This window comes from Tunturiibacter psychrotolerans, assembly GCF_051013365.1.
GTDB classification, from domain to species: domain Bacteria; phylum Acidobacteriota; class Terriglobia; order Terriglobales; family Acidobacteriaceae; genus Edaphobacter; species Edaphobacter psychrotolerans_A.
The window spans coordinates 5,139,301-5,163,698 of the sequence record NZ_CP132941.1 but is presented as its reverse complement, the minus strand read 5'-3'; the positions used below and the strand labels follow the sequence as shown (position 1 = coordinate 5,163,698).

The 24,398-nt window shown below is 55.4% G+C and carries 19 protein-coding genes and 1 pseudogene; 9 read left to right on the top strand and 11 right to left on the bottom strand.

From position 1 onward, the window contains the following. Positions 1 to 139 precede the first annotated feature (139 nt). Positions 140 to 376 (bottom strand): hypothetical protein, encoded by a 237-nt coding sequence (locus RBB76_RS22030; RefSeq protein WP_429634268.1) that lies wholly within the window; start codon positions 374 to 376, stop codon positions 140 to 142. After that, positions 345 to 494 carry a hypothetical protein gene (locus RBB76_RS22025; RefSeq protein ID WP_429634270.1) on the bottom strand — a complete coding sequence of 50 codons (150 nt, stop codon included), beginning with the start codon at positions 492 to 494 and terminating at the stop codon, positions 345 to 347. The genes RBB76_RS22030 and RBB76_RS22025 overlap by 32 nt, the downstream gene beginning before the upstream one ends. A gap of 410 nt (positions 495 to 904) precedes the next feature. On the opposite strand from RBB76_RS22025, the gene RBB76_RS22020 reads away from it, so the two are divergent. From RBB76_RS22020 to RBB76_RS22005, 4 genes and pseudogenes are all read left to right on the top strand, one after another. Further along, positions 905 to 1,579, top strand: a complete 675-nt coding sequence (locus RBB76_RS22020) for a PDDEXK nuclease domain-containing protein (protein ID WP_429634272.1) — start codon at positions 905 to 907, stop codon at positions 1,577 to 1,579. A 205-nt stretch (positions 1,580 to 1,784) separates the two neighbouring features. Next, a complete protein-coding gene (locus RBB76_RS22015; RefSeq protein ID WP_429634274.1) occupies positions 1,785 to 2,168 on the top strand; it encodes a hypothetical protein in 384 nt (127 codons plus the stop codon). Between the two features lie 1,105 nt (positions 2,169 to 3,273). After that, positions 3,274 to 3,519, top strand: a pseudogene (locus RBB76_RS22010) (helix-turn-helix domain-containing protein); the annotation flags it as partial. Positions 3,520 to 3,696: 177 nt separating this feature from the next. Then, the gene (locus RBB76_RS22005; protein WP_429634448.1) at positions 3,697 to 4,251 is read left to right on the top strand and encodes a hypothetical protein; all 555 of its coding nucleotides are present in this window, start codon (positions 3,697 to 3,699) and stop codon (positions 4,249 to 4,251) included. On the opposite strand, the gene RBB76_RS22000 is transcribed toward RBB76_RS22005, so the two are convergent. From RBB76_RS22000 to RBB76_RS21990, 3 genes are all read right to left on the bottom strand, one after another. Then, positions 4,243 to 5,667, bottom strand: coding sequence for an aldehyde dehydrogenase family protein (locus RBB76_RS22000; RefSeq protein ID WP_429634276.1), 1,425 nt, complete (start codon positions 5,665 to 5,667; stop codon positions 4,243 to 4,245). The two genes, RBB76_RS22005 and RBB76_RS22000, sit on opposite strands and share 9 nt — an antisense overlap. A gap of 201 nt (positions 5,668 to 5,868) precedes the next feature. Then, positions 5,869 to 7,464, bottom strand: coding sequence for a long-chain-fatty-acid--CoA ligase (locus RBB76_RS21995; protein WP_429634278.1), 1,596 nt, complete (start codon positions 7,462 to 7,464; stop codon positions 5,869 to 5,871). 102 nt (positions 7,465 to 7,566) lie between these two features. Next, entirely contained in the window at positions 7,567 to 8,727 is a 1,161-nt protein-coding gene (locus RBB76_RS21990; RefSeq protein WP_429634279.1) for a lactate 2-monooxygenase, read from the bottom strand. A gap of 186 nt (positions 8,728 to 8,913) precedes the next feature. Here RBB76_RS21990 and RBB76_RS21985 point away from each other — a divergent pair, with 186 nt between their 5' ends. Then, positions 8,914 to 10,074 (top strand): iron-containing alcohol dehydrogenase, encoded by a 1,161-nt coding sequence (locus RBB76_RS21985; RefSeq protein WP_429634281.1) that lies wholly within the window; start codon positions 8,914 to 8,916, stop codon positions 10,072 to 10,074. Positions 10,075 to 10,105: 31 nt separating this feature from the next. On the opposite strand, the gene RBB76_RS21980 is transcribed toward RBB76_RS21985, so the two are convergent. The 3 genes from RBB76_RS21980 to RBB76_RS21970 form a co-directional block, all read right to left on the bottom strand. After that, entirely contained in the window at positions 10,106 to 11,557 is a 1,452-nt protein-coding gene (locus RBB76_RS21980) for a flavin-containing monooxygenase (RefSeq protein ID WP_429634283.1), read from the bottom strand. A 94-nt stretch (positions 11,558 to 11,651) separates the two neighbouring features. Then, entirely contained in the window at positions 11,652 to 12,197 is a 546-nt protein-coding gene (locus tag RBB76_RS21975; RefSeq protein ID WP_429634285.1) for a hypothetical protein, read from the bottom strand. A gap of 51 nt (positions 12,198 to 12,248) precedes the next feature. Further along, entirely contained in the window at positions 12,249 to 15,698 is a 3,450-nt protein-coding gene (locus RBB76_RS21970) for a carboxypeptidase regulatory-like domain-containing protein (protein ID WP_429634287.1), read from the bottom strand. A gap of 162 nt (positions 15,699 to 15,860) precedes the next feature. Here RBB76_RS21970 and RBB76_RS21965 point away from each other — a divergent pair, with 162 nt between their 5' ends. The 4 genes from RBB76_RS21965 to RBB76_RS21950 all read left to right on the top strand — a co-directional run bounded on the left by RBB76_RS21965 (position 15,861) and on the right by RBB76_RS21950 (position 20,188). After that, the gene (locus RBB76_RS21965) at positions 15,861 to 16,538 is read left to right on the top strand and encodes a TetR family transcriptional regulator (RefSeq protein ID WP_429634289.1); all 678 of its coding nucleotides are present in this window, start codon (positions 15,861 to 15,863) and stop codon (positions 16,536 to 16,538) included. A 1-nt stretch (position 16,539) separates the two neighbouring features. Then, positions 16,540 to 17,559, top strand: a complete 1,020-nt coding sequence (locus RBB76_RS21960; protein ID WP_429634291.1) for an alcohol dehydrogenase catalytic domain-containing protein — start codon at positions 16,540 to 16,542, stop codon at positions 17,557 to 17,559. A gap of 86 nt (positions 17,560 to 17,645) precedes the next feature. Then, a complete protein-coding gene (locus RBB76_RS21955) occupies positions 17,646 to 19,355 on the top strand; it encodes an acetolactate synthase catalytic subunit (protein WP_429634293.1) in 1,710 nt (569 codons plus the stop codon). 65 nt (positions 19,356 to 19,420) lie between these two features. Further along, on the top strand, positions 19,421 to 20,188 hold the full coding sequence (locus RBB76_RS21950; protein WP_429634295.1) for an SDR family NAD(P)-dependent oxidoreductase: 768 nt from the start codon (positions 19,421 to 19,423) through the stop codon (positions 20,186 to 20,188). 66 nt (positions 20,189 to 20,254) lie between these two features. Here the strand turns inward: RBB76_RS21950 and RBB76_RS21945 are convergent, their stop codons facing one another. The 3 genes from RBB76_RS21945 to RBB76_RS21935 all read right to left on the bottom strand — a co-directional run bounded on the left by RBB76_RS21945 (position 20,255) and on the right by RBB76_RS21935 (position 24,357). Continuing rightward, complete coding sequence (locus tag RBB76_RS21945; protein ID WP_433963579.1) at positions 20,255 to 21,004, bottom strand: alpha/beta hydrolase fold domain-containing protein; 750 nt, start codon at positions 21,002 to 21,004, stop codon at positions 20,255 to 20,257. Positions 21,005 to 21,490: 486 nt separating this feature from the next. Beyond that, complete coding sequence (locus tag RBB76_RS21940) at positions 21,491 to 22,960, bottom strand: aldehyde dehydrogenase family protein (protein ID WP_429634297.1); 1,470 nt, start codon at positions 22,958 to 22,960, stop codon at positions 21,491 to 21,493. A gap of 209 nt (positions 22,961 to 23,169) precedes the next feature. Beyond that, positions 23,170 to 24,357 carry a hydroxymethylglutaryl-CoA reductase gene (locus RBB76_RS21935; protein WP_429634299.1) on the bottom strand — a complete coding sequence of 396 codons (1,188 nt, stop codon included), beginning with the start codon at positions 24,355 to 24,357 and terminating at the stop codon, positions 23,170 to 23,172. Positions 24,358 to 24,398 lie beyond the last annotated feature (41 nt).

Below are 24,398 nucleotides of genomic sequence, written 5' to 3'. Positions count from 1 at the left end.
GCACGTGCCACTCTTGGCAATGAGGCATAAAGACCGGCATAGGCTCCGACCAACAAGGCGCGGCGCGGGAAAAATCATTCATCGTGAATTTTTTCTCATCTCAAAGAACAACAATCCAACGACGGGGCGCGGTGCACTGCTAGGATGAACTAGCCAATAAGCCGGCCAACTTGGCGAAGATGTAAACGTTGTTATTTGCAGTGCCATCCTGGGAGATGTAGTCACCCCTTGACTCCACGAAGACGTTGCGCCGTCCGTGCTGATGAAGTACCTGTAGCATCTTGATCTGCTTAAAACGCTCAAAGACCTGACCCTGATACTTGGTGACGGCTTCCTTGCCCTCGTCAATGAACCAGTTCTCCTGTTTCCCGGACACAGCCGTCGCTAAACAGCGCCATAGTTGCGTCGAGATCATGGCGTTCTTTGACGGCAACGAACTCCTTCACGAGGCCAAGAGCATGGTTAGGCGTTTCCTGCTCTCCAAACTCATTCATCGTGAATCCTTTCTCGTCCCGAAGAATGCAACAATTCAGTGTCTGCTCATTGAATCCCGCCATCACGAAGCGAATCGGGCAGGGCAATAGTATTCATACCCACCTTCTGAAACACGGCCTTCATCTGCTCAGGTGTACCTTGCTGCTTAAGACTTGAAGGCGGGATCACGAGGGATTCAGCGGGAACCCCGAACTCCGTGATGACTTTCTCAAATCCGCCCGGCAGGTAGAAGTTGAGAAGCCGTGCTTCACGAGAATCGACTCGGAAACTGTGAACGCAACGGGTCATCATTCTGGGACAGAGCAAACGTCCGGAAGAGCGTGAATTCTGTCTGCGCCTTGCCATCCGCGAGAGATGGAGCAAACGCGAGCTGGAAGGGCAATTTCAGGCCGCCCTCTTCGAACGTATCGTGCTCAGCCCCCCAAAAGTCTCGCCAGCGGTACGACAAATCCATCCCGAAGCGCTCAACATCTTCCGCGACGCCTACAACGTCGAGTTTCTCGGTCTGCCACAGACTCATGCGGAAGCCGACCTCCACCGCGGACTGTTGGACAAGCTCAAAGATTTTTTGATCGAGTTAGGTCGCGACTTCTGCTTTGTCGCTTCGGAGTATCCATTGCAGGTCGGTGGCCGAGATTTCGCACTGGACCTGCTGTTCTTCCATCGCGGTCTCAATTGCCTCGTCGCCATCGAATTGAAGGTGGGCCGATTTGAGCCTGAGTATCTCGGCAGACTTGCTTTTTATCTCGAAGCATTGGACCGCGACGTCCGCAAGGCACACGAGCAACCATCAATTGGCGTGCTGCTTTGCGCCAGCAAGAATGATGAGGTCGTCGAATATGCGCTCAGCCGCAGCTTATCCCCGGCATTAATTGCTGAATCAAACACAGCTGCCCGACAAGAAGCTGCTCCAGGCCAAACTCCACGAGTTCTACCTTCAAAATGCTCTGGAAGAAGAAATCCCAATGCCAAAGCGAAATGGCAGACACGGAAAAGAGCCGTCTCTCCCGCTTTATCCACCACCGTTTTTTCGCCATTCTTAAACCCCTTAACCCTCTATGTTCAATGCAGTCACGAATTGTAGCGGGATATCGAGACAAGCGCATAGACCAACTTCACTCACGTCACCAAATAGCCACGCGCGCCTAAATGGGCACGCTCGTCGTGTTTCTTATTTCAGCACTCCGACCCTGTATCGGGTGTTCCGCGCATAATCCGCAGTGCTTAGCACAAACTCCCGGCAATGACGGGTAGGCTGGCGAGATCTTGCCGGTCTTTATTATCCAAGTGTGGCGCAGACACCTAAAGATATGTCGACCTGGACCGAACTGATCGGTCGTGCGCAATTGCGTTCTCTTGTGGATGACGAAGGCCATTTTTGGCTAGAACAGAATGCCACCAAGAAAACGAAATGGGCCAAGCTAGCTCGTGATGGACACGATGTTGCCTGGGAATTCTCTAAATGGCTTGTCGGAACAATTTGGACAGAAGTGAATGCAGACTGCGACGGCCCCGTGGCGAACGCAGTGCACATTTACACTGGGGCTCAACTTCGCACTTTGACGATGAACGGTGCCTTCGTTTCCAGCGAAGACAATCCAGGCGTCGACTCGCAAAGTGGCTGTGGCAGCAACTCAGATTATGTTGTCCAGTGGAGATTTTCGATCGGGTAGGATCGGCGGCTCTAACTGTGTCGGAACTCGCGGGGGCAAGATCGAGTGATCCGCAATCGTGGGTCCGATTGTTCTTCACCTAACCGTCGACAGTGTGATTGATCTTGTCTTGGGCCAACGCGGATATTTCAAATCGAAACGAATCGGATCCGTGTGAACGCAAGCCCGACTTGTGCACACAGCGTAACCTGCGCAGGACGACTTCTTCACGACCGTGGGATTGCACGATGGTGTGGGCGGGGATATCAGCGGTAATTTGGCCGGGCAAGCGGCATCTATCCGGCATGCTGGCATCGTTCCACTCAGATCATTCATCGCAACTAATCTGAATCCTCAATGTGCTGATCGAGTACTCGGACTCTATCGAGCCGCCAGATCCACAGCGACTCGAGTAAAGCCAGAGCAACAGCTTTTGCCGGGGCCGGTGTGAACCACCGAAGCCTCGACTCAAATACTCGAAGTTCAGTGAGTGAGGAGCTGTGTGTTTGATGACACGAAGGCCTCGCGGTCGGAGAGACCCGCCGACGAGCCGATGCCTAGAGTAAGGCTTTGCTGATCGTTCACGGGACTTCCCCCAGAGTGGGTACCCAGACCGACAGATACTCAGGACGGCCTCTACTCTCTCGACCTCAGGCAGTCATCTGCAAATAAAGTGCCGTATGTCGGTCGTCCAGGGGCCAATTTAGCTCGATTCACCTCAATTAGTAGACGGAACGGAATTGAGGCTTCACCTATTCCGGTACGGCCGCGAGCGAGCTCCTTGATGAGCAGCACAACGGCGGCCACTACACCACACCGGCGGTCCTCCGCTAACTGCCCAGAGCAGTGAAGCGTGCAGACTCCTTCCGTTCACTTCGAGTAGAGCCTGGTTAGTGCTGACCCACTTCAACAAGCGACCGTCTCCAACACGGCGCGATCACTATCCATTAAGGACAGATAGAGCTGATGACCACATTGAATCTACTCCAGAAGATCGGACATGTCGCAGAAGTAATCGGTAAGGACGCCAGGATGGGCCGCACTCTTCCAAATCCTCATTGCAAAAAATGTCGTGGATTATCGTTTAGGTCCGCGATTTCGGCGTCCAACATGCTGACGAGGAAGTATGTCCAAATCTTGTATAGTCAACTCTCCGCACGCCGAAGTGGTTTCGGAGGACGGTGTTGAGGCTGTCGTCGAGGCCAAAGGAATAGGTCTTAAGATAGGGCGGCTGCGGCTGAAACGGTCTATGGGACTAGTAGACCTAGGGCAACGAAGCAGTCTTTCAGCAAGCTACCTGTCGCAGCTTGAAACCGGAAGAGTGGCGCCGACACTCCGAAATCTCATGCGGGTGGCAATGGTTTTCCAGGTCGATCTGGCGCACTTCTTCATAGAGAGTAAGGCTAATTCTTTTCAAGTCTCGAAGTCATCGGACAGAATACACCTCTCCTTCGGTTCCAAAACTGCGCCTTTCATGATGTCGGAGAGCATATCGGCTCTGATCCCGGACCGAACGATTGTGCCTTGCATTGCTTACTTGAGACCTGGAATGACAGATCAAGCCTTTGATGCTCACCCGTTTGTCGGGTTGGAATTCGCCTATGTGATCGAGGGAGCGGTCCAATTGTCACGCCAAAGGTCAATCATCTGCCAGTGCGGCAGGACGAAGCAGCTCAGCCAGGTAGAGGGGACATTGACCAAGCTGAGAGATGCACTGCGGAAGAGAGACATCGCCTCGGCAATTGGCAAGAGCTACGGAGGCCGCATCGCCATCCTTCCCGCACAGGCTACAGCCAAAGAGTTCAGCACCCTCGTCCTCTTCGGTTCAAGCGAGCCGGGATGGAGTCGAGCCGTCGCTATTCCGATTGTGTCCACGGCAAAGTCGCCTATAACTACAACTCTGCACGGGCCCAAAAAATTGCGATGGACGTGTCGGCGTATGTCGGGATGCCAACACCTTGCCATAGCCCTCTCGCGATGCATGAATTTGCCCGCTCGCCATGTTACCAGCTATGCCGGCGACATTCGCAGCCGGTACTCTAAACCGGGCGACTTCGGCGCCGCCAGGCGTCACTCAAGTGGATTGCGACTACGTTTACGCTGAAGGCAAGATTAGCAGACGTAATTCGGTCATCTCATTGATGGAGGATCTGACGCCCTCTCGTCCGGTGCCGGAGTTTTTCACCCCGCCGTAAGGCAAATGATCAGCGCGCCATGCTGAAGATTCATCAACAATAACGGCGCCTACTTCGAGTTTATTCCAAGCCTGAGATATCTTATTCCAGTTGTTAGTGAAGATCGCCGCCTGCAGGCCGTATCTCGATCGATTGACAGATGCCAAGACCTCGGTAAAGCTCTCAAAAGTTTCAACAATAACCACTGGTGCAAAGACCTCTTCGCAGTACAGCCGCGCCGTAGATGGAACATCGCTCAATAGGGTGGGCTGCAGGAAAGATCCAGTTCGAGTGCCGCCAATATGCACGGTCGCGCCCAGGTCTACCGCTTCGACGATCCAGCTTTCGGCGCGGATCGCAGCTGATTCGTTGATCATTGGGCCGATGCGAGTAGACGCACAGGAGGGGTTTCCTGCCTGAAGCGACTTCAGACCGTCTACAAGCCCGCTGATTAGCTCCAATTCGAGCGATGCATGAACGAAGACTCTCTGCACAGAGATGCAGCTCTGACCGGCGTAGGTATATCCTCCCGCGAGAATTTTCGGGGTTGCTTTTGATAAATCGGCATCGTCGCAGACAATGACGGCGGCATTTCCTCCAAGTTCGAGTGTTACCCTTGGCGCGGCAGTTTGGCGCCTAAGCATCCAGCCGATGTTAGCGCTGCCAGTGAAGCTCAGCATGGCAATTCGATGGTCGGCTATCAGTTGCGCGGCCACCTCATTCGAGCACGGCAAAACGCTGATCGCGCCCTCTGGCCAACCGGATTCGCGTACGGTACGTCCCAGCCATAATGCGGTCATGGGTGTTTGCGGTGCGGGCTTTATGATGATCGGATTTCCCGAAGCGATTGCTGGCGCAAGCTTATGGGAAACGAGATTGCTAGGAAAGTTGAATGGTGTGATCCCAACAATCGGTCCAATAGGAAATCGCCGTGAGAGGGCAACTCGGCCCTCCGTGCCAGGTGTAAGATCGGCAGGCGTCACTTCTCCTCCAATTCTCTTTGCTTCCTCGGCTGCGACACGGAAAGTCTGTACGGAACGAGCTACTTCGTTCCTGGCGTCAGTGATTGGTTTGCCGGCCTCGAGCATGATGAGTGTCGCAACTGTGTCTGATTGCTCAACAAGTTTGTCGGCGACGCGATTCAAGATAGCCGCTCTTTCCCGTGAACTGAGCTTTTTGGTCTCTGCGAACGCACGATGCGCGAGTACGCATGCTCTGTCTGCATCCTCTGGATCGGCGTAACAGACTTCGCCGACAAGGGATCCATCATAGGGGTTGTTGATGGCGACGGTCTTTGAACGAGTTTGGTCTTCACTGCCCAATAGGATGGGCTCAGCTTCACGCACAGATCACTCCCCTACTCGCCAGACAATCTTCCTACGCTTAACAAGTTCCTGCAACAGGCTCTGATGCAGTCCGAGCATAGATATAAGTTTCGCGCTCAACTCGGAATCGTTCGACACAATCATGAGTCAGTCAAGCCTTTCTAGGATTGGAAAGACAGACCGGATGCACCGGGCGATTCTCCCTCTCGGAGCAACCCAGACTCAAGCACGCACCGGTAAAGCGGAATCCTTCCTTGCGTACTGGGCCCGCAGGTTCTTCTTCAGCACCTTGCCGGTGCCTGTCTTCGGTAGAGCCTCGACAAACTGAACAGTCTTCGGGCATTTGTAATGGGTCAGGCAGGAACGGCTGAAGTCGATCAACTCCGTCTCGGTTGCCGAAGCACCTTGCTTGAGGACGACGAGAGCTTTGGGTACTTCGCCCCACCGCTCATCTGTAACGGGAATAACGGCGATCTCGAGCACTGCTGGATGTGCGAGCAACGCCTTCTCCACCTCAAGAGACGAGATGTTTTCTCCGCCGCTGACGATGATGTCTTTCTTGCGGTCGACTATGAGGACATAGCCGTTCTCGTCGATCGCGGCCATATCTCCCGTACGGAGCCAGCCGCCTCGCAAAGCCTCCGCGGTGAGCTCCGGTTGCTTCCAATACCCCTTCATCACTCCGTCGCCACGCGCGATGAGCTCTCCAACCGCTTTTCCATCTTCCGGCAGCAACTCATCGTTTGGACCTGCGAGGTGAAGCTCAACACCTGGAAATGCATAACCTGTCATTGCCTGTCCGATATACCGCTCCTGATCCGTCCATCCAAGTTCGGGCTTTGCGGAAGCGCAGGAGAGGGCAGGAGAGGTCTCAGTCAAGCCGTACCCGGAAAAACAAGTACACGCAAAGGCCTCCTCCACCTCCCGGATCAAGGTGGGTGACGACGCGGCGCCACCGATGACGATGCGGCGCAGACTGCTTAGGTCGTAGTCGCTGCGTTTAGGATGGTTAACCAGTACAGTAGCCATGAAAGGTACCGCGTTGAATTGGTTGACGCCTTCGGCTTCGATAAACCGGAAGATGGCCTCTGGGTCAAAGCTTTCGACCATCACGTGCTTTCCGCCCAACATGGTAAGAAAGTGCGCAATACCCCATCCGTTGGCGTGAAACAGCGGAATCGTGTGAAGTTCCACCGAACCATTCTCGACGTTAAAGGCCAGGCAGGTCTGTAGGGCATGCAGATAGATGTTGCGGTGCGTCAGCATAACTCCTTTTGGCTGTGCGCTAGTGCCGCTGGTGTAGAAGATCTCGGCTACTTCATCCTCGTCGATAGAGGTGATAGCCATGCGATAGGACGAGGCTGTTCCCAGCCATTCGTCGTAGTTCTGCGGCATAAGCCAGTCGGACTCCACTTCGCCGTCTAGCTGACAGAAGAGTCGTACTGACGGTATCTGATTGCGGAAGGAACTGACCAGCGGCAGAAACTGGGGATCAATGAAGAGAATGCTTGCCCCAGAGTCATTGAGCACAAAGGCGAGTTCGCTCGAGGACAGCCTAATGTTGAGCGGCAGTAAGATCGCTCCTGCTTCCAGGACACCGTAGTACGCTTCGAGGAGACGGTGAGAGTTCGTGCCCAAAAAGGCCACGCGCTCGCCGGGCTGAACGCCTCCCTTCCGCAAAGCGCCTGCAAGTCGGCCAACGCGTTCTCCAAACTGCCTGTAGGTAAATCGCTCGCCTCTCGAAACCACGGCTGTACGGCCGGCATATTGACGCTCAGCATGGCGGAGAAACCTTAGAGGGGTAAGAGGAATATTCATTACTTCGTTCCTTTGACGAGTTCCGTAATTGTTAGCTGGTGGGAGCTACGTGCCGGACGGGCTTCGGTTTTAGGATAAATGTCACCACTCCATCTCCAATATCTAAAGCCGGACGACGCCAGCTCGCCGAAGAGCCGCAAGCGTGGGAAAACCGTCGACGGCCATCAGCAGGTCGGCTTCGGCGAGCAAACTTTTCAGAACGTGAATGACGCCGTCGGTGCCATCCAAAGCAAGGCCATAAGCATAGGGACGTCCGACGCCAACGGCGCTTGCTCCCATGGCCAGAGCCTTGACGATATCGCTGCCGTGACGAACGCCGGAGTCGAACAGGACCGGGACGCTTTCACTAGCTTCCACAATGGCGGGGAGCATATCAATGGCGGCGACGCCACCGTTCGCCTGACGTCCGCCATGATTGGAGCAGAAGATGCCATCCACACCTCCATCGATGGAGCGCCTTGCATCGTCGGGATGACAGATTCCCTTCAGGATCAGAGGGAGTTTGGTGAGAGAACGCAACCAAGGAAGGTCAGCCCATGTAAGAACCTTGCCGAAGGTTTGAGCCCATAGCATGACCGCACCAGACGGGTCTTCTTCCGGACTCTTTTTAAGTAATGCCCGGAAACAAGGATCGGTAAAGTAGTTTTGCAGCACATGTCCGCGCAGTTGCGGGAAGTTGGCGGTATTGAGATCGCGCGGACGCCATCCGGTGAGCCAAGTGTCGAGGGTGACGACGATCCCTTTAAAGCCCGCGGCCTCGGCGCGGTAAACCAGGCTTTCAGCGAGCTTTTTATCCTTTGGCGTGTAGAGCTGGAAAAATCCCGGAGTGTCTCCCAGGTTTTTGGCGACGGTCTCAAGCGGGTCATTTGACAGGGTCGACGCTATCATGGGGACGCCTGTCCGGGCCGATGCTTTCGCGACATCAAGATCGCCGTGGCCGTCCGGGGTACAGATGCCAAGGACGCCAATCGGGCTGAGAAAGATGGGGCTAGGAAGCCTGAGACCGAAGAGCTCGATCGAGAGATCGCGTGTCGTACAGTCCACCATCATGCGAGGAACCAAGCCCCAGTGATTGAATGCCTCCGCATTATGACGTTGCGTGAACTCATCGCCGCAACCGCCTTGAACGTACGACAGAACCGAGGCCGGCATCGCCGCTTCGGCCCTCTGCTCCAGAAGCTTGAAGTCGACGGGAAGCTTGGGAAGCAAATTGCTAAGGCCGCTGAGATAGATCTCGTTTTGATAGTCGCCGAAGTGAGGCATGCTGTCCTTCTATTCCTATCTCGATACTCAATCCTGCTGAGACCGCTTTCGAGCACTTTCTTGAAAGACACTAAACAAGGTTCAGGTCACTTACCAACCCGGTAAGATACTTGTCGAGGAGAATTGTTGTCACCAAAATTCACCAATACCTAGAAGTTGCGTGGAAACCAGGTTGGGGAGTAGCTGATGAGTGCTGAGATTCGGATTCCCTCCATCGTCAAGATCGGTGGAGGATCGCTTGCTGAAGTAGCGGGGTTGCTCTTGCGTCTTCAGTGCAGGCGACCGCTCATTGTGACTGATCCATTCCTGATGAGTAGCGGGCTGCCCGAGCGACTGAGGACACAGATACAAGATGCCGGCCTGAGCTGTGAGATCTTTCATCAAACCCAGGCAGATCCGACCACGGCGATCGTCGAGGAAGGGGTTCGCGTCTTCGTAGGGGGCGGCCACGACAGCCTGGTGAGCCTTGGTGGGGGAAGCCCGATCGACACGGCCAAAGCCATTGGCCTGATGGCAACCAATGGTGGCAAGGTGAGCGACTTCAAAACTCCGAAGACCCCCTATATCGCTTGTCCAATCCATCTGGCCATTCCGACAACCGCCGGCACCGGATCGGAAGTTACGCGATTCACCGTCATCACAGATGTAGGGACCGGGGAGAAGATGCTCGTCGCCGGGGATGTTCTTCTTCCCACCGCCGCAGTCGTCGACTATGAGTTGACGCTCACCATGCCGCCCCGATTGACCGCGGACACCGGCATCGACTCTCTGACGCACGCCATCGAAGCATATGTCAGCCGAAAAGCCAGCCCGTTTACCGATGCACTTGCACTCGCAGCCATGAGGACCATCTGGCGAGAGCTTCCGATCAGCTTTCTCGAACCGGGAAACCGCACTGCCCGTGCGGCTATGATGTTGGCCGCAACACAGGCAGGCATCGCATTTTCTAACGCAAGCGTAGCTCTTGTCCATGGAATGAGCCGCCCCCTCGGAGCACACTTTCATGTTCCCCATGGACTTTCTAATGCTATGTTGCTGCCTGCCGTTACAGCCTTTTCGGTAGAGGCTGCTGTTGGGCGTTATGCAGATTGCGCGCGAACGATGGGCGTGATATCGGCCGACGCCACGGATGAAGTGGCCGTCCATCATTTGATCCGAAGTCTCTATCAACGCAATGCCGACCTGCAGGTACCATCGCCGAGGCAGTTCGGAATTGATAAAGTACAGTACTTTGACTTGATTCCCAGCATGACGGCACAAGCGTTCGCCTCCGGATCGCCGCAGAATAACCCACGTATCCCAACAGCGGAAGATGTTGAAGCGATCTACCGGCAAGCGTGGCAATGAGCGGCACCTCATGGAGGTATTTCCAAGAGCGCTAGCGGGCAAAGCGTATCGCGCCATCATTCACCTTTCCGTATCGCAACGCCATCAGGTCACGCGGGTAGTTCTGGTGCAGCGTCCAAGGCTGTTTCACGCCCTGCTTGGGCAACTGCTCGATCGCTCTTTGAACATAGCCGGAGGTTAGACTTATCATCGGCTGTTCTCCGGCGGATCCCTCTATCAAGTGAGGAACTGCAGATCGCCATCCGTATCTGTCCATGTAATTGAGCAGCCGGCAGACATAAAAGCTGCTCAACTCGGCCTTCAAGGTCCAGGAAGCATTCGTGTAGCCAATCGTCAGGGCGAAGTTCGGGATTCCGCTAAACATAGTGCCCTTATAGTTGAAGGTCTTGGACAGCTCGACGCGGGAGTCATCAACATAGATCTCGACCCCGCTGATCAGTTGGAGCTTAAGGCCGGTCGCGGCCACGATAACGTCGGCTGACAACTCCTTGCCAGAGGTGAGCTTGATTCCGCCCTCTGTGAAGCTCTCGATCGAGTCGGTCACGATAGTAGCGTCGCCCTCGCGGATCGTCTTAAAGAGATCGCCATCGGGCGCGAGACAGAGCCGCTGATCCCACGGCTTGTACTTGGGAGTGAAATGGGTCGCAACGTCGTAGTTTCCGCCCAGATGCTTCTGGGCGCCCCCGATCAGCAAGGCACTGATTTTTTCAGGTTTGGTGCGTGAGAGCCGATAGAAGTACATGCCAAGCAGGATGTTCTTCCAACGTGCCAGGCGAGAGGTTACCTTCTCCGGCAGATAACGTTTAAGACCGACCACTAACGGGTCGGTGCTAGGTCGGGCAAAGATGTAGGAGGGTGATCGCTGCAGCATGGTGACGTGAGCGGCGGTCTTCGCCATGGAAGGCACGAGCGTGACCGCCGTGGCGCCACTGCCGATGATGACCACTTGCTTGCCGTCGTAGTCCAGATCGGTTGGCCATTGTTGCGGATGCACGATACGGCCGCGAAAGCGGTCGGCGCCAGGAAACTCCGGCATGTGGCCCTTATCATAGTTGTAGTAACCAGTGCACATGAAGAGAAACGAACAGGTGCAGCTAGTCCGTTCACGCGATGGGCCACTTTCCATCTCCACAGTCCAACGCGCCTGTTCGGATGACCAACGCACCTGGACGACCTTATGGTTGTATCGAATGTGACGATCGATGCCATACTCTTCCGCGGTTTCCTTTAAGTAGTTGAGGATGGTCGCGCCTTCGGCGATGGCCTTCTCTTCGGTCCATGGCCGGAAGGAGAAGCCCATAGTTTGCATATCGGAGTCAGAGCGGATACCAGGGTAGCGAAAGAGATCCCATGTGCCCCCGAGTGCTTTGCGGCCTTCGACGATAAGAAACGTCTTCTTTGGGCAGTGCACCTGGAGATGATGCGCTGCACCGATACCGGATAAGCCCGCGCCTACAATCACTACGTCAAAATGTTCTGTCATTTGGCTCATCTTTCGGCTTTGTAGTGGTTTAGGTGGCAAGGGGCGGAAAGATCGAAGACCACCATTCGACTTGAAGGACGTGCATAGCTTGCGATTACCAACCGCGACTTGGACGCATCGGCGGCTCTTCGCTCAGGGCGCGGTAGAGAGCCAGCAACGTTGCTATGGAGCCAAGAACTGCTCCGTAGAAAGTCTTAAAGAGGAGTACGTTACGGAAGCTAACGCGATTGGGAAAGATCCGCGGGAGTATGAACGCATTGCAAAGGACCAGAAAGCAGGTGAAGAGAAGGGCCATGACAATTGCCCTGATATAAGGATTGCCCGAAGGTACGGTTTGGCGATCCGCGTATGTCGGAAGAGTTCCTGCACGCCTGCGATGACGTGCTATCAAAGTAGGAACCGACATGCTGAGGGCAATTACCAAAAAAGTTTCACCGATCGAATCCATAAGTAAGCTGCCAGGGCCGGTTGCGGGGACACTATCGCGTCCGTGAAAGAGAGCGAATGCAGCCGCAAGGTTGAGAACGGCATTACAAAGACCGCTCATCGCGGTTTCAACGGCTAAGTAATTCGTTGCACTACCATGCATTGGGGTTCCTTTCGCAACTGCCTCATCCAGATCTTCTCGACGATTCAACATGGATCACCCGACATCCTTTCAGCTAGGCATCGATCTTCTTCGCGCAGTCTGTCAGAACGAGAACTCCATGCCGAAGCTAATCTGCCGCGGAGGGGCGGAAGATTCAAATGCCAAGGGGTCGCTTAGTTGAGACGGTCCGTTGGGTCGGAAGCCTGCGTAGTTATACGGTCCGTCTAGGAGATTCACATTCCCTTCCGGGGTCGAGACAACAGCGGACGTCGTAAGTCCTGTTGTTGGATCGGTGACTGCCGTATTTGGAAAGATATTTTGAACGCTGGTGAAGTTTGTATGGTTAAGAATGTTTGCCGCCTGTGCAATCAGTTCAAGACGCAGACTGGAATCTTTTTTGAGCACGATGGCTCTCGATATCCTCATATCAAAACTTGCATACACCGGCCCCTTTCCTTGATTGCGTTCTTCGTTGAACGGACGCGCTTCACTGGTGTGGCCACTCGTTCCGTTAGACTCAATTCCTGGAACCAGGATGGTGAAAGGGACGCCGCTGCGCACCGAGACGATCGGCGCGATCGTGAAATTCGAAAGCAGCGCGGATTCCACGCTTCCGCCGATACGTGCCGGGCTCGTGTACACGGCGTTGGCGACAAAGCTGTTCGTAATATTGAAAGATGACCGAGCGTAATCGCGATTCAACAAGCCGGGCCGAAACGGGGTGCTCTGTGAGCTAAAGTCGCTAGTGTTATCCAGGGCGCTGCTGTAGGTGTAGTTCACTTGGAATTGCAGGCCCCGGCCGTAGCGTTTGGTAAGCGATGTCGTCAGGCCGTTGTAGTTCGAGCTTCCGTCTGACGTCGTTTGATCATTCTCTACTATCTGCGTATTTGGTTGGCCGTTCGTTGACCCAGGCTTGGGGGTATAGAAGGGTCCCACAAATGGATCAATCGGGAGCGCTGAGTTTTGTATATAGTTCGCTTCCTGAATCTGTTGGATGTGCACACCGCGGTAAAACTGATAGGCAATTTCAAGCGAGAGGTTCGGCGCGAGTTGCTGCGCTATGCTGGCGCTGGCCTGGAGGGAATATTGAGCCTTGAAGTTAGGCGACACGGAGAAGAATGCGCCGTTCTGTTGGTTCGGTCCCGACGGCACAATGTTGATGCCCAACGATGACAGCTGCCCGAGGCTGAGCGCCGGGTTGGGATTAGCGACTGTCGCGAGGCTTCGTTCGAGCGTACCCGCGCCCTCCAATTGACCGATTTGGTTTGGAGCGGTAACGACAGAAGCATAGACGTGATTAGCACTGCCGCTTAGAGTCGTCGAGGTAAACGGTACGATGAAAAGCACCGGAGCAGTAAACAGGCCTGCACCTGCACGCAACACAGTTTTTCCGTTGCCGAAGGTATCTAGCGCAACCCCTAAGCGTGGCGAGAAAAATGTGTTCGTGGGGTAGTTATCCGGCACCGGATCGATGTCCAGCCGGCCGCCGTAGTTCAAGGTCAGGTTAGGCAAAGCTTTCCAGGAATCCTGAGCATAGAACCCAATCGGATTGGTCGTAGCGTTGTACTGTCCGTTTCCCGATCCTTGCAGCAAAGCCAAGGGTAGACCAACAACATACAACTGAGAGGCGCTGAGATTCGTGTTGGGTGGTCCGGTTACTGGGTAGCCGTTCATCAGGTTGAAGGCGGCGACGGATTCTTGCAGGTTTCCGTAGGGAGTAGCCCCGTAGAGATCGATGATCGGAATTGCGCCGTCGAAGTACTCATATTCGCCTCCGAACAAGAAGGCCTGGAAGATGTCATACTGCACCGGACGGTAGGACTCTCCGAACTTCATGTTGTGGTTGCCTTTGGTCCAGGAAAGGTCATCATCAAATTGATACTGGTTCTGGCGTTGGTTATATGGGAAGTCGAAGGGAGTGCCTTGAATGCCAAGACTACCCAGGTCAAATTCGGCACCGCCAGGATGAGGGGCGACGTTCTTGGAGGAATTATCCGGGACCACCTGGACACGGACCGTATTGACGAGATTGGGATTGAAAACGTGGTTCCAAGAGGTAGTGATTGTGTAATCCCGCAAAGTCTGAATTATGGAAGTGAAGCGCGGAATTCCGCCGGGTCCTGTTACCTGGTTGCCTTCGCGCGAGAGTGAGAAGCGAAGCGAATAGGAATTGGCCTGATTAGGTTGATAGTCGAACCGAGTGACCCAGTTGTTATATCGCCCCTGTTGATTTGGCGGAGCCTGGACAGCGCCTCCGTTTGCGTTCCCATTGAATGTGCCGCTGTTGGGAGAGATCAGCGCGTTGTAGATGGGGTCTTTGATCGGTGTAAAGATCGACGATCCCAAAAAAAAGGCTCCCAGGCCAGCTATGCGGGGATCAATCGAACTACCAGTTGCGGCCAACTGGGTCAGATAGCACGCCTGCGTTACTGGAGCGGGACAGGAAGTTCCATTAAAACCGTTTGTCTGTCCGGCGACCCCTTGCGCCGCGGCGGTATCCACCAGGTTGACAGTCACATTGCTGTCAAGCTTCTGCCGCTCGTAGGATGTAAAGAAAAATAGTTTATCTCTCTTGATCGGCCCCCCGAACGACCCTCCGTAAATGACGCTTTGCTCAAACGGTTTCGTGCCAGTCGACGGACCGAAACTGTTGAAGTAATTTGCCGCATCCGTATTCTCGTCGTGGAAGTAGCCGAAAGCGTTGCCATGAAATTTGTTGGTACCGCTCTTGGTGATCACGTTGATGGCCGATCCCACCGTGAATCCAAACTCCGCGCCAAAGGCGTTGCGGTTCACTTGAAACTCCTGGACCGAATCCTGTGGCACATGCGCTACGCGGGGTGCGCCAGAGCCGTAGTCATTCTGGCCACCATCGATGGTGAACAGATTGGAGCGTCCATTGCTGCCGCCGATTGAAAATCCGGATGTCTGGTAGCCCGTGCCAATGTTAGGGTCTTGAATCGATGGTGCTGTCGAATCGACTACCCCAGGTAGGGTGTAGATGGTTTGAGCGAAGTTGCGGGAAATATTAGGAAGGTTGACCTCCTGACGATCATTGATTGTGTTTGCCTGTTGAGTCTGAGCCGTATCGATCAGCGGGGCTGAGTTGCCCGTCACTTCAACGGTTGCGCTGGCCGTTCCGATGCTCAGGTGGGCGTCGAAAACTACGGTTTGCCCGACTGTGACCACGACCTGATCGGCAATCTCTTTCTTGAACCCTGGCGCATCAACCTCAACGGTGTACGTTCCCGGATTCAGCGACAAGACTTGATAGGTTCCGTCCGGCGAAGTCACGGTGCCCCTCGTTGTACCAGTCTCTGGGTTTCTCACCGTTACTGTTGCGTTTGGAACTACGGCGCCCTGCGCGTCGAAGACACTTCCCCGCACAGTTCCAGTGGCATAACCGGACTGTCCCCAGGCCGGAGGAACCGACCACAAACCTATCGCGAACAGCGCTAGAAATAATCCGCAAAAAATGCTGCAAACTTGACCGCTCACCACTTGCTTTTTGTCGTTCTTGTCGAACTTCACCGCAGACCTGACTAAGCTCATACTTCGTATCTCCGCGTGTCGATTCCTAACTTCCTTAACACGGCGGACAATCTAGTCCACACTTGATACTCTAGTCAAGATTAGTTTTTCTAGCGTGCACTAAATGTGACAGAATGCATGTTGGCGCGAGACCTCGATGAAATCTCGAGCCAGGCAAACCCTATGGCGACAAAAAAGAAGACCAAAACCGTGAAGACTCTCTCCAACAGCCGCAAGTCGGATAAGCGCCGAGGCGAAATCATCCGCGCCGCGATCGAGATCATCAACACTAAGAGCTACGCCCAGGCGACGATGGTCGATATTGCAGCCGCTCTCGATCTACGGGATGCCACGCTGTATCACTACTTCCACGACAAACGGACACTCGCCTATGCGTGTCATCGCTCTTCACTGGAAAGGGCGCAAAAGCTTCTCGAAGCCTCCGACCTGAACGGGGGGATCGGCGCTGAAAAGCTACGGCACTTCATTCATAGCATGCTCGTTGAATCGAAAGAACATGGTTCCCTGCTCTATCTCGGCGACTACTCCTACCTCGACGCAGCTCAACGAAAGACAATTCGAGAGTGGGCAGACCGGCTTAAGGGCATTATGGTGAGATTCCTGAACGAGGGCATGTCGGATGGTTCCGTCGTTCTTTGTGAGCCGGAACTAGTCGTTGAGCTGCTTTTGGGAATGCTCATCTGGCTTGGGAAGTGGGTTCCATCCATCGCAGGCTTGACCCTCGAGCGATTGATGAATGCGATCGAGACGGTTGGCTTTCATGGATTGGAACGCTCGGCCTCTGTCGACGCCGTACACCGTATCAGAAAGATCCCAACTAAAAGTAGTCAGAGGAAATAATATGAAGGCATTGCAGTTTGCCAAAGTCGGTCAGCCATTACAGATTGCGGACGTTCCAAGACCAACCGTCTTTCCTGATGGGTTAGTGTTCAAGGTCAAAGCCTGCGGTATCTGTGGGTCTGACTTGCATGCGGTTGAAGTATCCGGCTTGTTGCAGTCAGGGAACGTCCTCGGACATGAATACTCGGGCGAAGTCGTTGAGGTCGGTCCTGGAAGCAATGGCTGGAAGATCGGTGACCGCCTCGTCGCGCTCCCTGCAAGACCGTGCGGCACATGCCCCCAGTGCCAGTCTGGCCGCCATGCTGAGTGCAGTCAGATCATCATGCAAGGATTCGACACACGGATGCCAGGCGCCTACGCCGAATACTCCACTTGTATGGCAGGATTAGCGATAAAGATCTCTGATGTACTGAGCGACAACGACGCAGCCATGATCGAACCCTTGGCGGTCGGCTTGAACGCCTGGAGAACCGCCAATGTGGAGGCGGGCGCAAGCATATTGATCGTCGGTGCCGGTGTTATTGGGATCGCAATTGCCAAGTGGGCTAGATTTTTCGGCGCAGGCGACGTCGGCATCAGTGAGATGGTGCCGGCCCGTTTGGCACGGGCACACGCTATAGGATTCGATCTTGTCATCGATGCAGCGCAACATGTCAATCCTGTTGCAGAGTACGAGCGTCAGACTGGCCGCAAACCATCGGTAATCTTCGAGTGCGTCGGCCGTCCGATGATCGCCAAGTTGATCGAGATGGCACCGACCAATGCGCATCTGGTACTCGTAGGCACCGGTATGCAACCGGAAAACTTTACGGTAGTCTCTGCGGCTTTGAAGCGGCTGCGGATGACATTTCCGGTCGCATATGTGTCGAGCGATTTTCACTTCGTTCAACGCATGCTTACCGCGCGCCGAGTGGCTGTCGATGGCCTTGTAACGGCTACAGTCAACCTTGAGGCGGCGTCCGCAATGTTCGAGAAGCTCGGCAAACCGAACGACCATTGCAAGGTACTGATTGTGCCCTAAGTTCATTTAGCGGTGAGATGCCTGTCGGCATCTGTGATGCGCCAAAGTCAGCATAAGACGGTCAATACGAGAAAGGTTGAGGGATCATGAGTGACAAGCCACTGCTGCTGCGGCCACCGCAACGATTCGCCAACGCGCTGAAGCGACATGGGGTCGACTATCTGTTTGGGCAGAGCAATCCGCCTGCACTGACGATGGCTGCAGACGATCTGGGCATCCGGCAGATAGGCTATCGGCAGGAAAATTCGGGCACCTACATGGCCGATGGTTACGCACGCGCGACAGGTAAGGTTCCCGTCGTCACGGCCCAGAATGGCCCAGCGGCAACCCTGTTGGTGCCCGGGCTGGCGGAGTGCCTTTCTGCATCTACTCCCATCATCGCCCTGGTTCAGGATGTAGGTCCTAGCACTCAGGATCGCAATGCGTTTCAGGAATTGGACCAGCTTGAACTGTTTAAGGGAGTGTCGAAGTGGATTCGACGAGTGACGACTGCTGACCGTATCGAAGACTACGTGGACATGGCGTTTACCGCTGCTGCCAGTGGACGTCCTGGTCCTGCAGTTCTGCTGGTATCCATGGAGTTACTGGCCGAGAGGGAGGAAAAACCCGTCGCAACGCGAAAGGCGCATCTGGGCCGCTATCCTATGGACCGTAGTCAACCAGAGCAAGCACAAATTGCGCTTGCAGCAGAGCTGTTGGCCAATGCAAACGCGCCAATCGTCTATGCGGGTGGCGGTGTAATCGGCTCAAGAGCGCAGAAGGAATTACGTGAGTTGCAGGAGATCGCCCACCTGCCTGTTGCAACCAGCACGATGGGCAAGGGCGGTGTAGACGAAACACATCCACTATCGATGGGTGTCATTGGCTACTTCATGGCGACGCGTGGTATGGCCAAGTTTGTTAAACCAATGGTGACCGACGCGGATGTTGTACTGTTGATTGGCAATCGAACCAATCAAAATGGTACTGACTCTTGGAAGCTGCTTCCACGGGAAGCTACGTACATTCACATCGATATTGACTCTCTGGAGATCGGTCGAAACTATGAGGCATTGAGGCTGAATGGCGACGCTAAGCTGACTCTGACCGCGTTGAATTCAGCCATGGCCGCGCAGGATCTTAGCAAGCGACGCTTAGCGCGTGCTTCGATCGTGAGCACTATCGCAACGGCGAGGCTTCGCCATCAGGAAGAGATCGCTGGTGTGGCGCAATCAAAGGCTGCGCCGATTCGGCCCGAAGCCTTTATGACCGAGCTCGAAAAGCAACTCGCAGATGATCACATCGTGGTGGCAGACGCTAGCTTCTCGTCAATATGGGTTGCCAACTTCCTCACCGCCAAATTCAATCGCCGCTTCATCACACCGCGGGGGCAGGCCGGTCTAGGATGGGGATTCCCACTGGCAATGGGGGCAAAGATAGGAAATCCGGATAGGCCCGTCTTCTGCATCGTAGGCGACGGTGGCTTTGGCCATGTCTGGTCGGAGTTGGAAACGGCGTGTCGCCACGGAATCAAGGTCGTGGTTGCGGTCATGAATAATGGCGTTCTTGGCTACCAGAAGCACGCTGAAGATGCCGGCCTCGGACGTCACACCAGTGTCTGCGACTTCGACCCGGTCGACCATGCGGCCATCGCTGAAGCATGCGGCATAAAGGGCATTCGCCTGGAACGTGCAGAGAACATCGCGGCCACGATCAAGGAAGCACTGGCAGCGAACTCCTCCGTGCTGATCGATATTCTGGCCGACCCGAATGCCATGCCGCCCGTCACCGCCTTCGCCAGTCTGCCGAATTATTGACAAAGCTCAACTATCGCATTCAATTCTAAAAGACCAATCGCCGCACCTCGCATTAGGAGAGAAACGTGAACAAGTTAGCTCCCTTCAGCCTTCAGGGCAAGTCGATCTTCATCACCGGTGGTTCGTCTGGCATAGGTCTTGGAACCTGTCAACGGTGCCTGCAGGAGGGTGCGCGTGTGATCGTCGCCGACATTCAAGCGCCACCGCAAGCCGTCCTGGATGCGGGCGCCCTCTTTCTTGAGGTCGACGTCACCGATCGCGACCGGGTGATTAAAGCCTTCCAACAAGCAGAGGGCGCCGTCGGCAAGCTTCACGTCATCATTCACAACGCGGGAAAGCCCGGCAACGGCAAGCACCTAACCGACTCAGACGAGGACGTTCTGGACAGCGTGGTAGACCTCAATCTCTATGGAACCTATTACATGTTGAAGTATGGGCCCGCACACATGCTCGATGGCGGTTCGATCATCAACACCGCTTCGGTGGCCGGACTGCAACAGAATGAGGGGTTCTTTGACTACAGCGCAACCAAGGCGGCGATCATCAGCCTGACCAAGACCTCCGCGGTAGAACTGGGCATGCGCAATATACGGGTCAATGCGGTCGCACCGGGGCCGGTAAGGACGCCGATGCTGCCGCCGGGACACATCCTGAATGCGCTGGCAAAGAATCTATCCGCGCTCGGACGCATCGCCGAGATCGACGACTTGGTTGGCGTCTACCACTTCCTCGCTAGTGATGAAAGCAGATACATCACTGGCCAGACGATCATCGTCGATGGAGGCCGCCTTGCAGGCTTCCGTACCCAGGTCTTAGGTCGTCTGGCCGGCTAAATCGCCTTGAAGTTGCTGTGGGTTCGATCATGCCGCGGCCTCCCTCTCTGTTCGAGATGGCAGTCCTCACACCGTCGCGAAGGCTCGTCGGAGAGCTGACTGCCAACCTTCCCTAAATCGTCGCGAGACTGTGGGGGACGGGGCGATGACATCAAACCCATGGTACCCGCCTTGGAACACAGCCAGCTCTGGAGGAACCCCGGCGGCCATTAGCCGCTTCGCATAAGTTATATCTTCCTCGGCATACAGGTCGATCGAACCCGTCCCAATCCATGCCGGGGGAAGTCCGGATAGATCTTCGACCCGAGCCGGAACCGAACCCGGCAAGACCTCTGCCGATCCCGCAGTCACACCGAAATGAGCTGACCATCCGAAACGGTTAGACGCCTCATTCCATACGTAGCGACCCATGCACCTTGGAGCACGACGAGTACTGCCAGTCCGGTCGTCAAGCATTGGATAGATGAGCAGCGGAAATATAACGGGAATCTCTTTGCGATCTCTCGCGCGTAACGCCAAAGCGGCTGCGTGACCGCCGCCCGCACTTTCGCCTCCGACAGCGATCCGCTTGCGGTCAACCCCGAGCATCTCTGCGTTGTCATGAACCCACTGCAAGGCAGCATAGTTATCGTCGAGGGCTCCCGGATAGGAGGTCTCAGGCGCCAAACGGTAATCGACGGAGACGACCAGGCACTGGCAGTCGTATGCAATTCTCTGAATGATCGGATAGATCACAGTGCTTGTCGTCACGTATCCGCCGCCATGCATATGGATATAGACAGGACGTCCAGATGCGCCAGGATTAGGATCTGCGATGATGACGCGGATGTCTGGGAAGCCAGGAACTCCCGGAATGAAGCGGCTCCCCGGTGGCGGGGAATGGTGCAGGTAGAGACTCTAACCATGGACGTTTTCTGGCCTCGATCAGGGTGTCCTCTGAAAACTCCAGTTGGGGTAGGTTCAGGAGAACCGCCACCAGTTCCGGATCCACGAGATCGTAAGTGTCTTCTTTGAGCCGAGCGCCTAACAAGAATAACCCTCTTGGATGAGCGCGAACCGGGCTTCACACGCCGCATCCACTTCAGAAGAATCGTCGATCTCGAGTGTCTTGTAGCTCTCGTCAATCTGATTGCGAGATTTAGTCATATCTACCAGCCTTTGCGGTTGGCGCGAATCATAATGTCCGGCCATACCCTTCTGCCACTTGGTTTCACCCCTGTTTTAGTAAAGACTGGGAGACGATGAGAATTGCATGGGTGTCTAGCCGCGCGAGACCTCGAGTTCATCAGAGGCTGAATCCGTTCAGTTACTCGGAACCTGTGCCACAACGTTCTCTGCGTTTTGCGAGGGAGAGAGCAGTCCGTCAAACTGCGGACCCTGACCTCGGACGACGATGCCGCGTTGGTTGGAAAACTCGCGAAACCCTGCCTCACCGTGGTGGCGACCCATTCCGCTCATACCTACTCCACCGAAGGCCAGGGACTTGAGGCCTGCCTGGATGGCGCATGCGTTGATCGCGGCTCCGCCGGAAACTGTCTGGCCGAGGATGTGACTGATGGTAGCTCCGTCATCGCCAAAGACATACACTCCGAGGGGACTATTTCCCGCGTTGATGTGTTCGATCACTTCATCCACCGTGTCATAAGGGATTACGGGCAGGATTGGCCCAAAGATCTCTTCCTGCATAAGGCGCAGGCCAGGCGCAGGGTCCAGCACGAGGGAGATGGGCATTCTGCGCGTCTGACGATCTACACCACCGTCGTCTTCGAGCGTCAGGATACGAGAATGGCTGTCTCCGGCTTCGGCCAGCAGTCTGGTGATTCGGTCGAGGTGGCGCTCGGAGATGATTCCGGCACATGCTGAGGACGCGGCATAGTTGGGCGCGGCCTTGGCCATGAACTCAGTCGCGAGGCGGGCAAAGTTATCGAGGTCGGCCCTTGGGACAAAGCAATAGTCTACAGTGACACACATCTGACCGTTCTTGATCATCTTCACCCCCAGTATGCCGCCGACCGACTCAGCAGTAACGCTTCCCGGCAGCAACACAGCCGGGCACTTGCCTCCCAGTTCCAGGGTGACTGGCGTGAGGTTCTGCGCCGCTGCGAGCATCACCTCCCGGCCGACGTTGCTGCTTCCCGTGTAGAGCAGATGATCGAAGGGCAGAGCCGAGAAGGCGCGGGCTAGCTCGAGGCCGCCCACGGCGATGTAGACAAGGTCAGGTGCAAAGGCCTCCGACACCATCTCGCGCATGAGAGAGGCGGAGGCTGGCGCGAACTCCGATGGCTTAAGCATGACGCGGTTGCCGGCCGCGAGCATATCGACCAGGGGGCCGATGCCGATTTCAAAGGGAAAGTTCCATGGAGCGATGTTGGCGACGACACCCTTCGGTTGGCTCTTGAGGATAGCCCGTAGAACGCCTTGATAGGCGGGATCGACCTCGCGGGGCATCGGCTGCATCCACTCCTCGAGATTTGCTAGTGCATAATCGACTCTCGCCGTAACGGCTTTTACCTCAAGCGCCTCGGCAAGAGGATCGGGATGCGAGCCGAAGTCCAGCTTCAGCGCTGCATAGATCTTCTCCCGGTTAGACTCCATCATGGAGCTGATCCGCTGAAGACGCTCGCGACGCTTAGCGAGGCTTGGCTGCCGATCTGAGGCAAATGCGCGTCTTTGAGCCTCGAACGCCTGGTGTAGTTGACTAATGGCTATCGCATCTCCGGCATCGTCCGGCGGCGCCACTCGCGGTGCCTTCTCCATCTCCAGCAATGACATGTTTCCCCCTTCTCACAGCCGCATCAATCTAGTCCAGACTTGATAGTCTAGTCAAGACTAGTTTTTGGCCTTGGCCGCTTCTGACCAATTCTTCGGCGGAGAAGCTCGGACTTAGCCCGCTATTGAGCCCGGCGCGCAATTCCGTTAGCGGCCCAAGTCGCAACTATTTGACAACAGTTCTGAAAAGCCAACTCCGTCCTCCGCATCGTTTAGGGGCGGTTGCGTCCGAGGCGGTCATGGCTCGAAACCCAGTCCCCACGTATGATCGCGCTGCTCAGCGAGATCTCGCCGGCGAGGACGGTAGCCGCGCAGATCTCTGCAAACTTATCGGCTTGCCCTGTGCCGTAGCAACCGAGCAGATCAAGGCACTCTCGCTGGGTAGCGAGACCCGTCCCTCCGCCGTAGGTTGCGACAACCAGCGATGGGAGGGTGATCGACCAGTAGTAATCGCCGTTCGCCAGAAGCTGGGCATAGACGATTGCGGCGTGAGACTCGGCTACGTTGGCGACGTCCTGGCCTGTGGCTATGAAGAGTGCTGTCAGTCCGTTCGCGGAGTGAGCCCCATTGTTCGAGGATCCTGCCATGAAGGCACCGGCCTGGGAGATCTGCCGCACGTGGAAGAGAGTCTCTGCGTCGGCGCCCATGATGCTCTTAAGGGCGTCGCCAGATAGAGTCGCTTCGGCGACAACTCGCTTGCCGCGTGTCTCGATGGTGTTCATCTGGGAGTGCTTCTTGTCGGTGTCGATGTTCCCCGACAGAAAGAAGTGGGGGCGATTGGGATGGTTGGTCTGAATCCAAAGACAGGCGGCGAGCGTGGCTTTGCCAACCATGTTCTGACCGGCTGCATCGCCGGTCGTGTAGTTGAAGCGCAGATAAAGCAGGGGTCCTATGATGTATTTGCGAATCTCCACGAGCTTGCCGGCGGAAGTAGTGGCCTCGGCCGCATGTTGGATCTCGCTGAAGTGATCATCGAGCCATTCGCCCAGGGTGCGCGCTTGGAGGGCATCGCCTAACTCGAAGACCGGAGAGCGCTGCATGCTGTGCTTTACGACGGTCGTTTTGACTCCTCCGCATTCGGTCAACAACCGCATGCCTCGGTTGTAGCTGGCGACTAAGGTGCCTTCCGTCGTCGCCATAGGAATGTAGAAGTTGCCTCGCGCATGCTCCCCTTCGATTCTCAGTGGACCTGTAAGACCGACGGGGACCTGGGCAACGCCCATGAAGTTCTCTATATCTCCGGGAAGTTGTGCAGGATCGAAAGAGTATTGGGCAACGTGCTCGAGAACGGCACCGGTCTGCTGTTCAGCGAACGCACGCCGATGAGCGGCCGCCTTCCGAGTGTAGTCGTCCTCTTTGTCTCGCGGTACAGGTGTTCGCTCGAGGCCTTTCGTTGTCATGGTTTGCTAGGCTACCATGGCAGGCGTCCAAAATTTCGTCC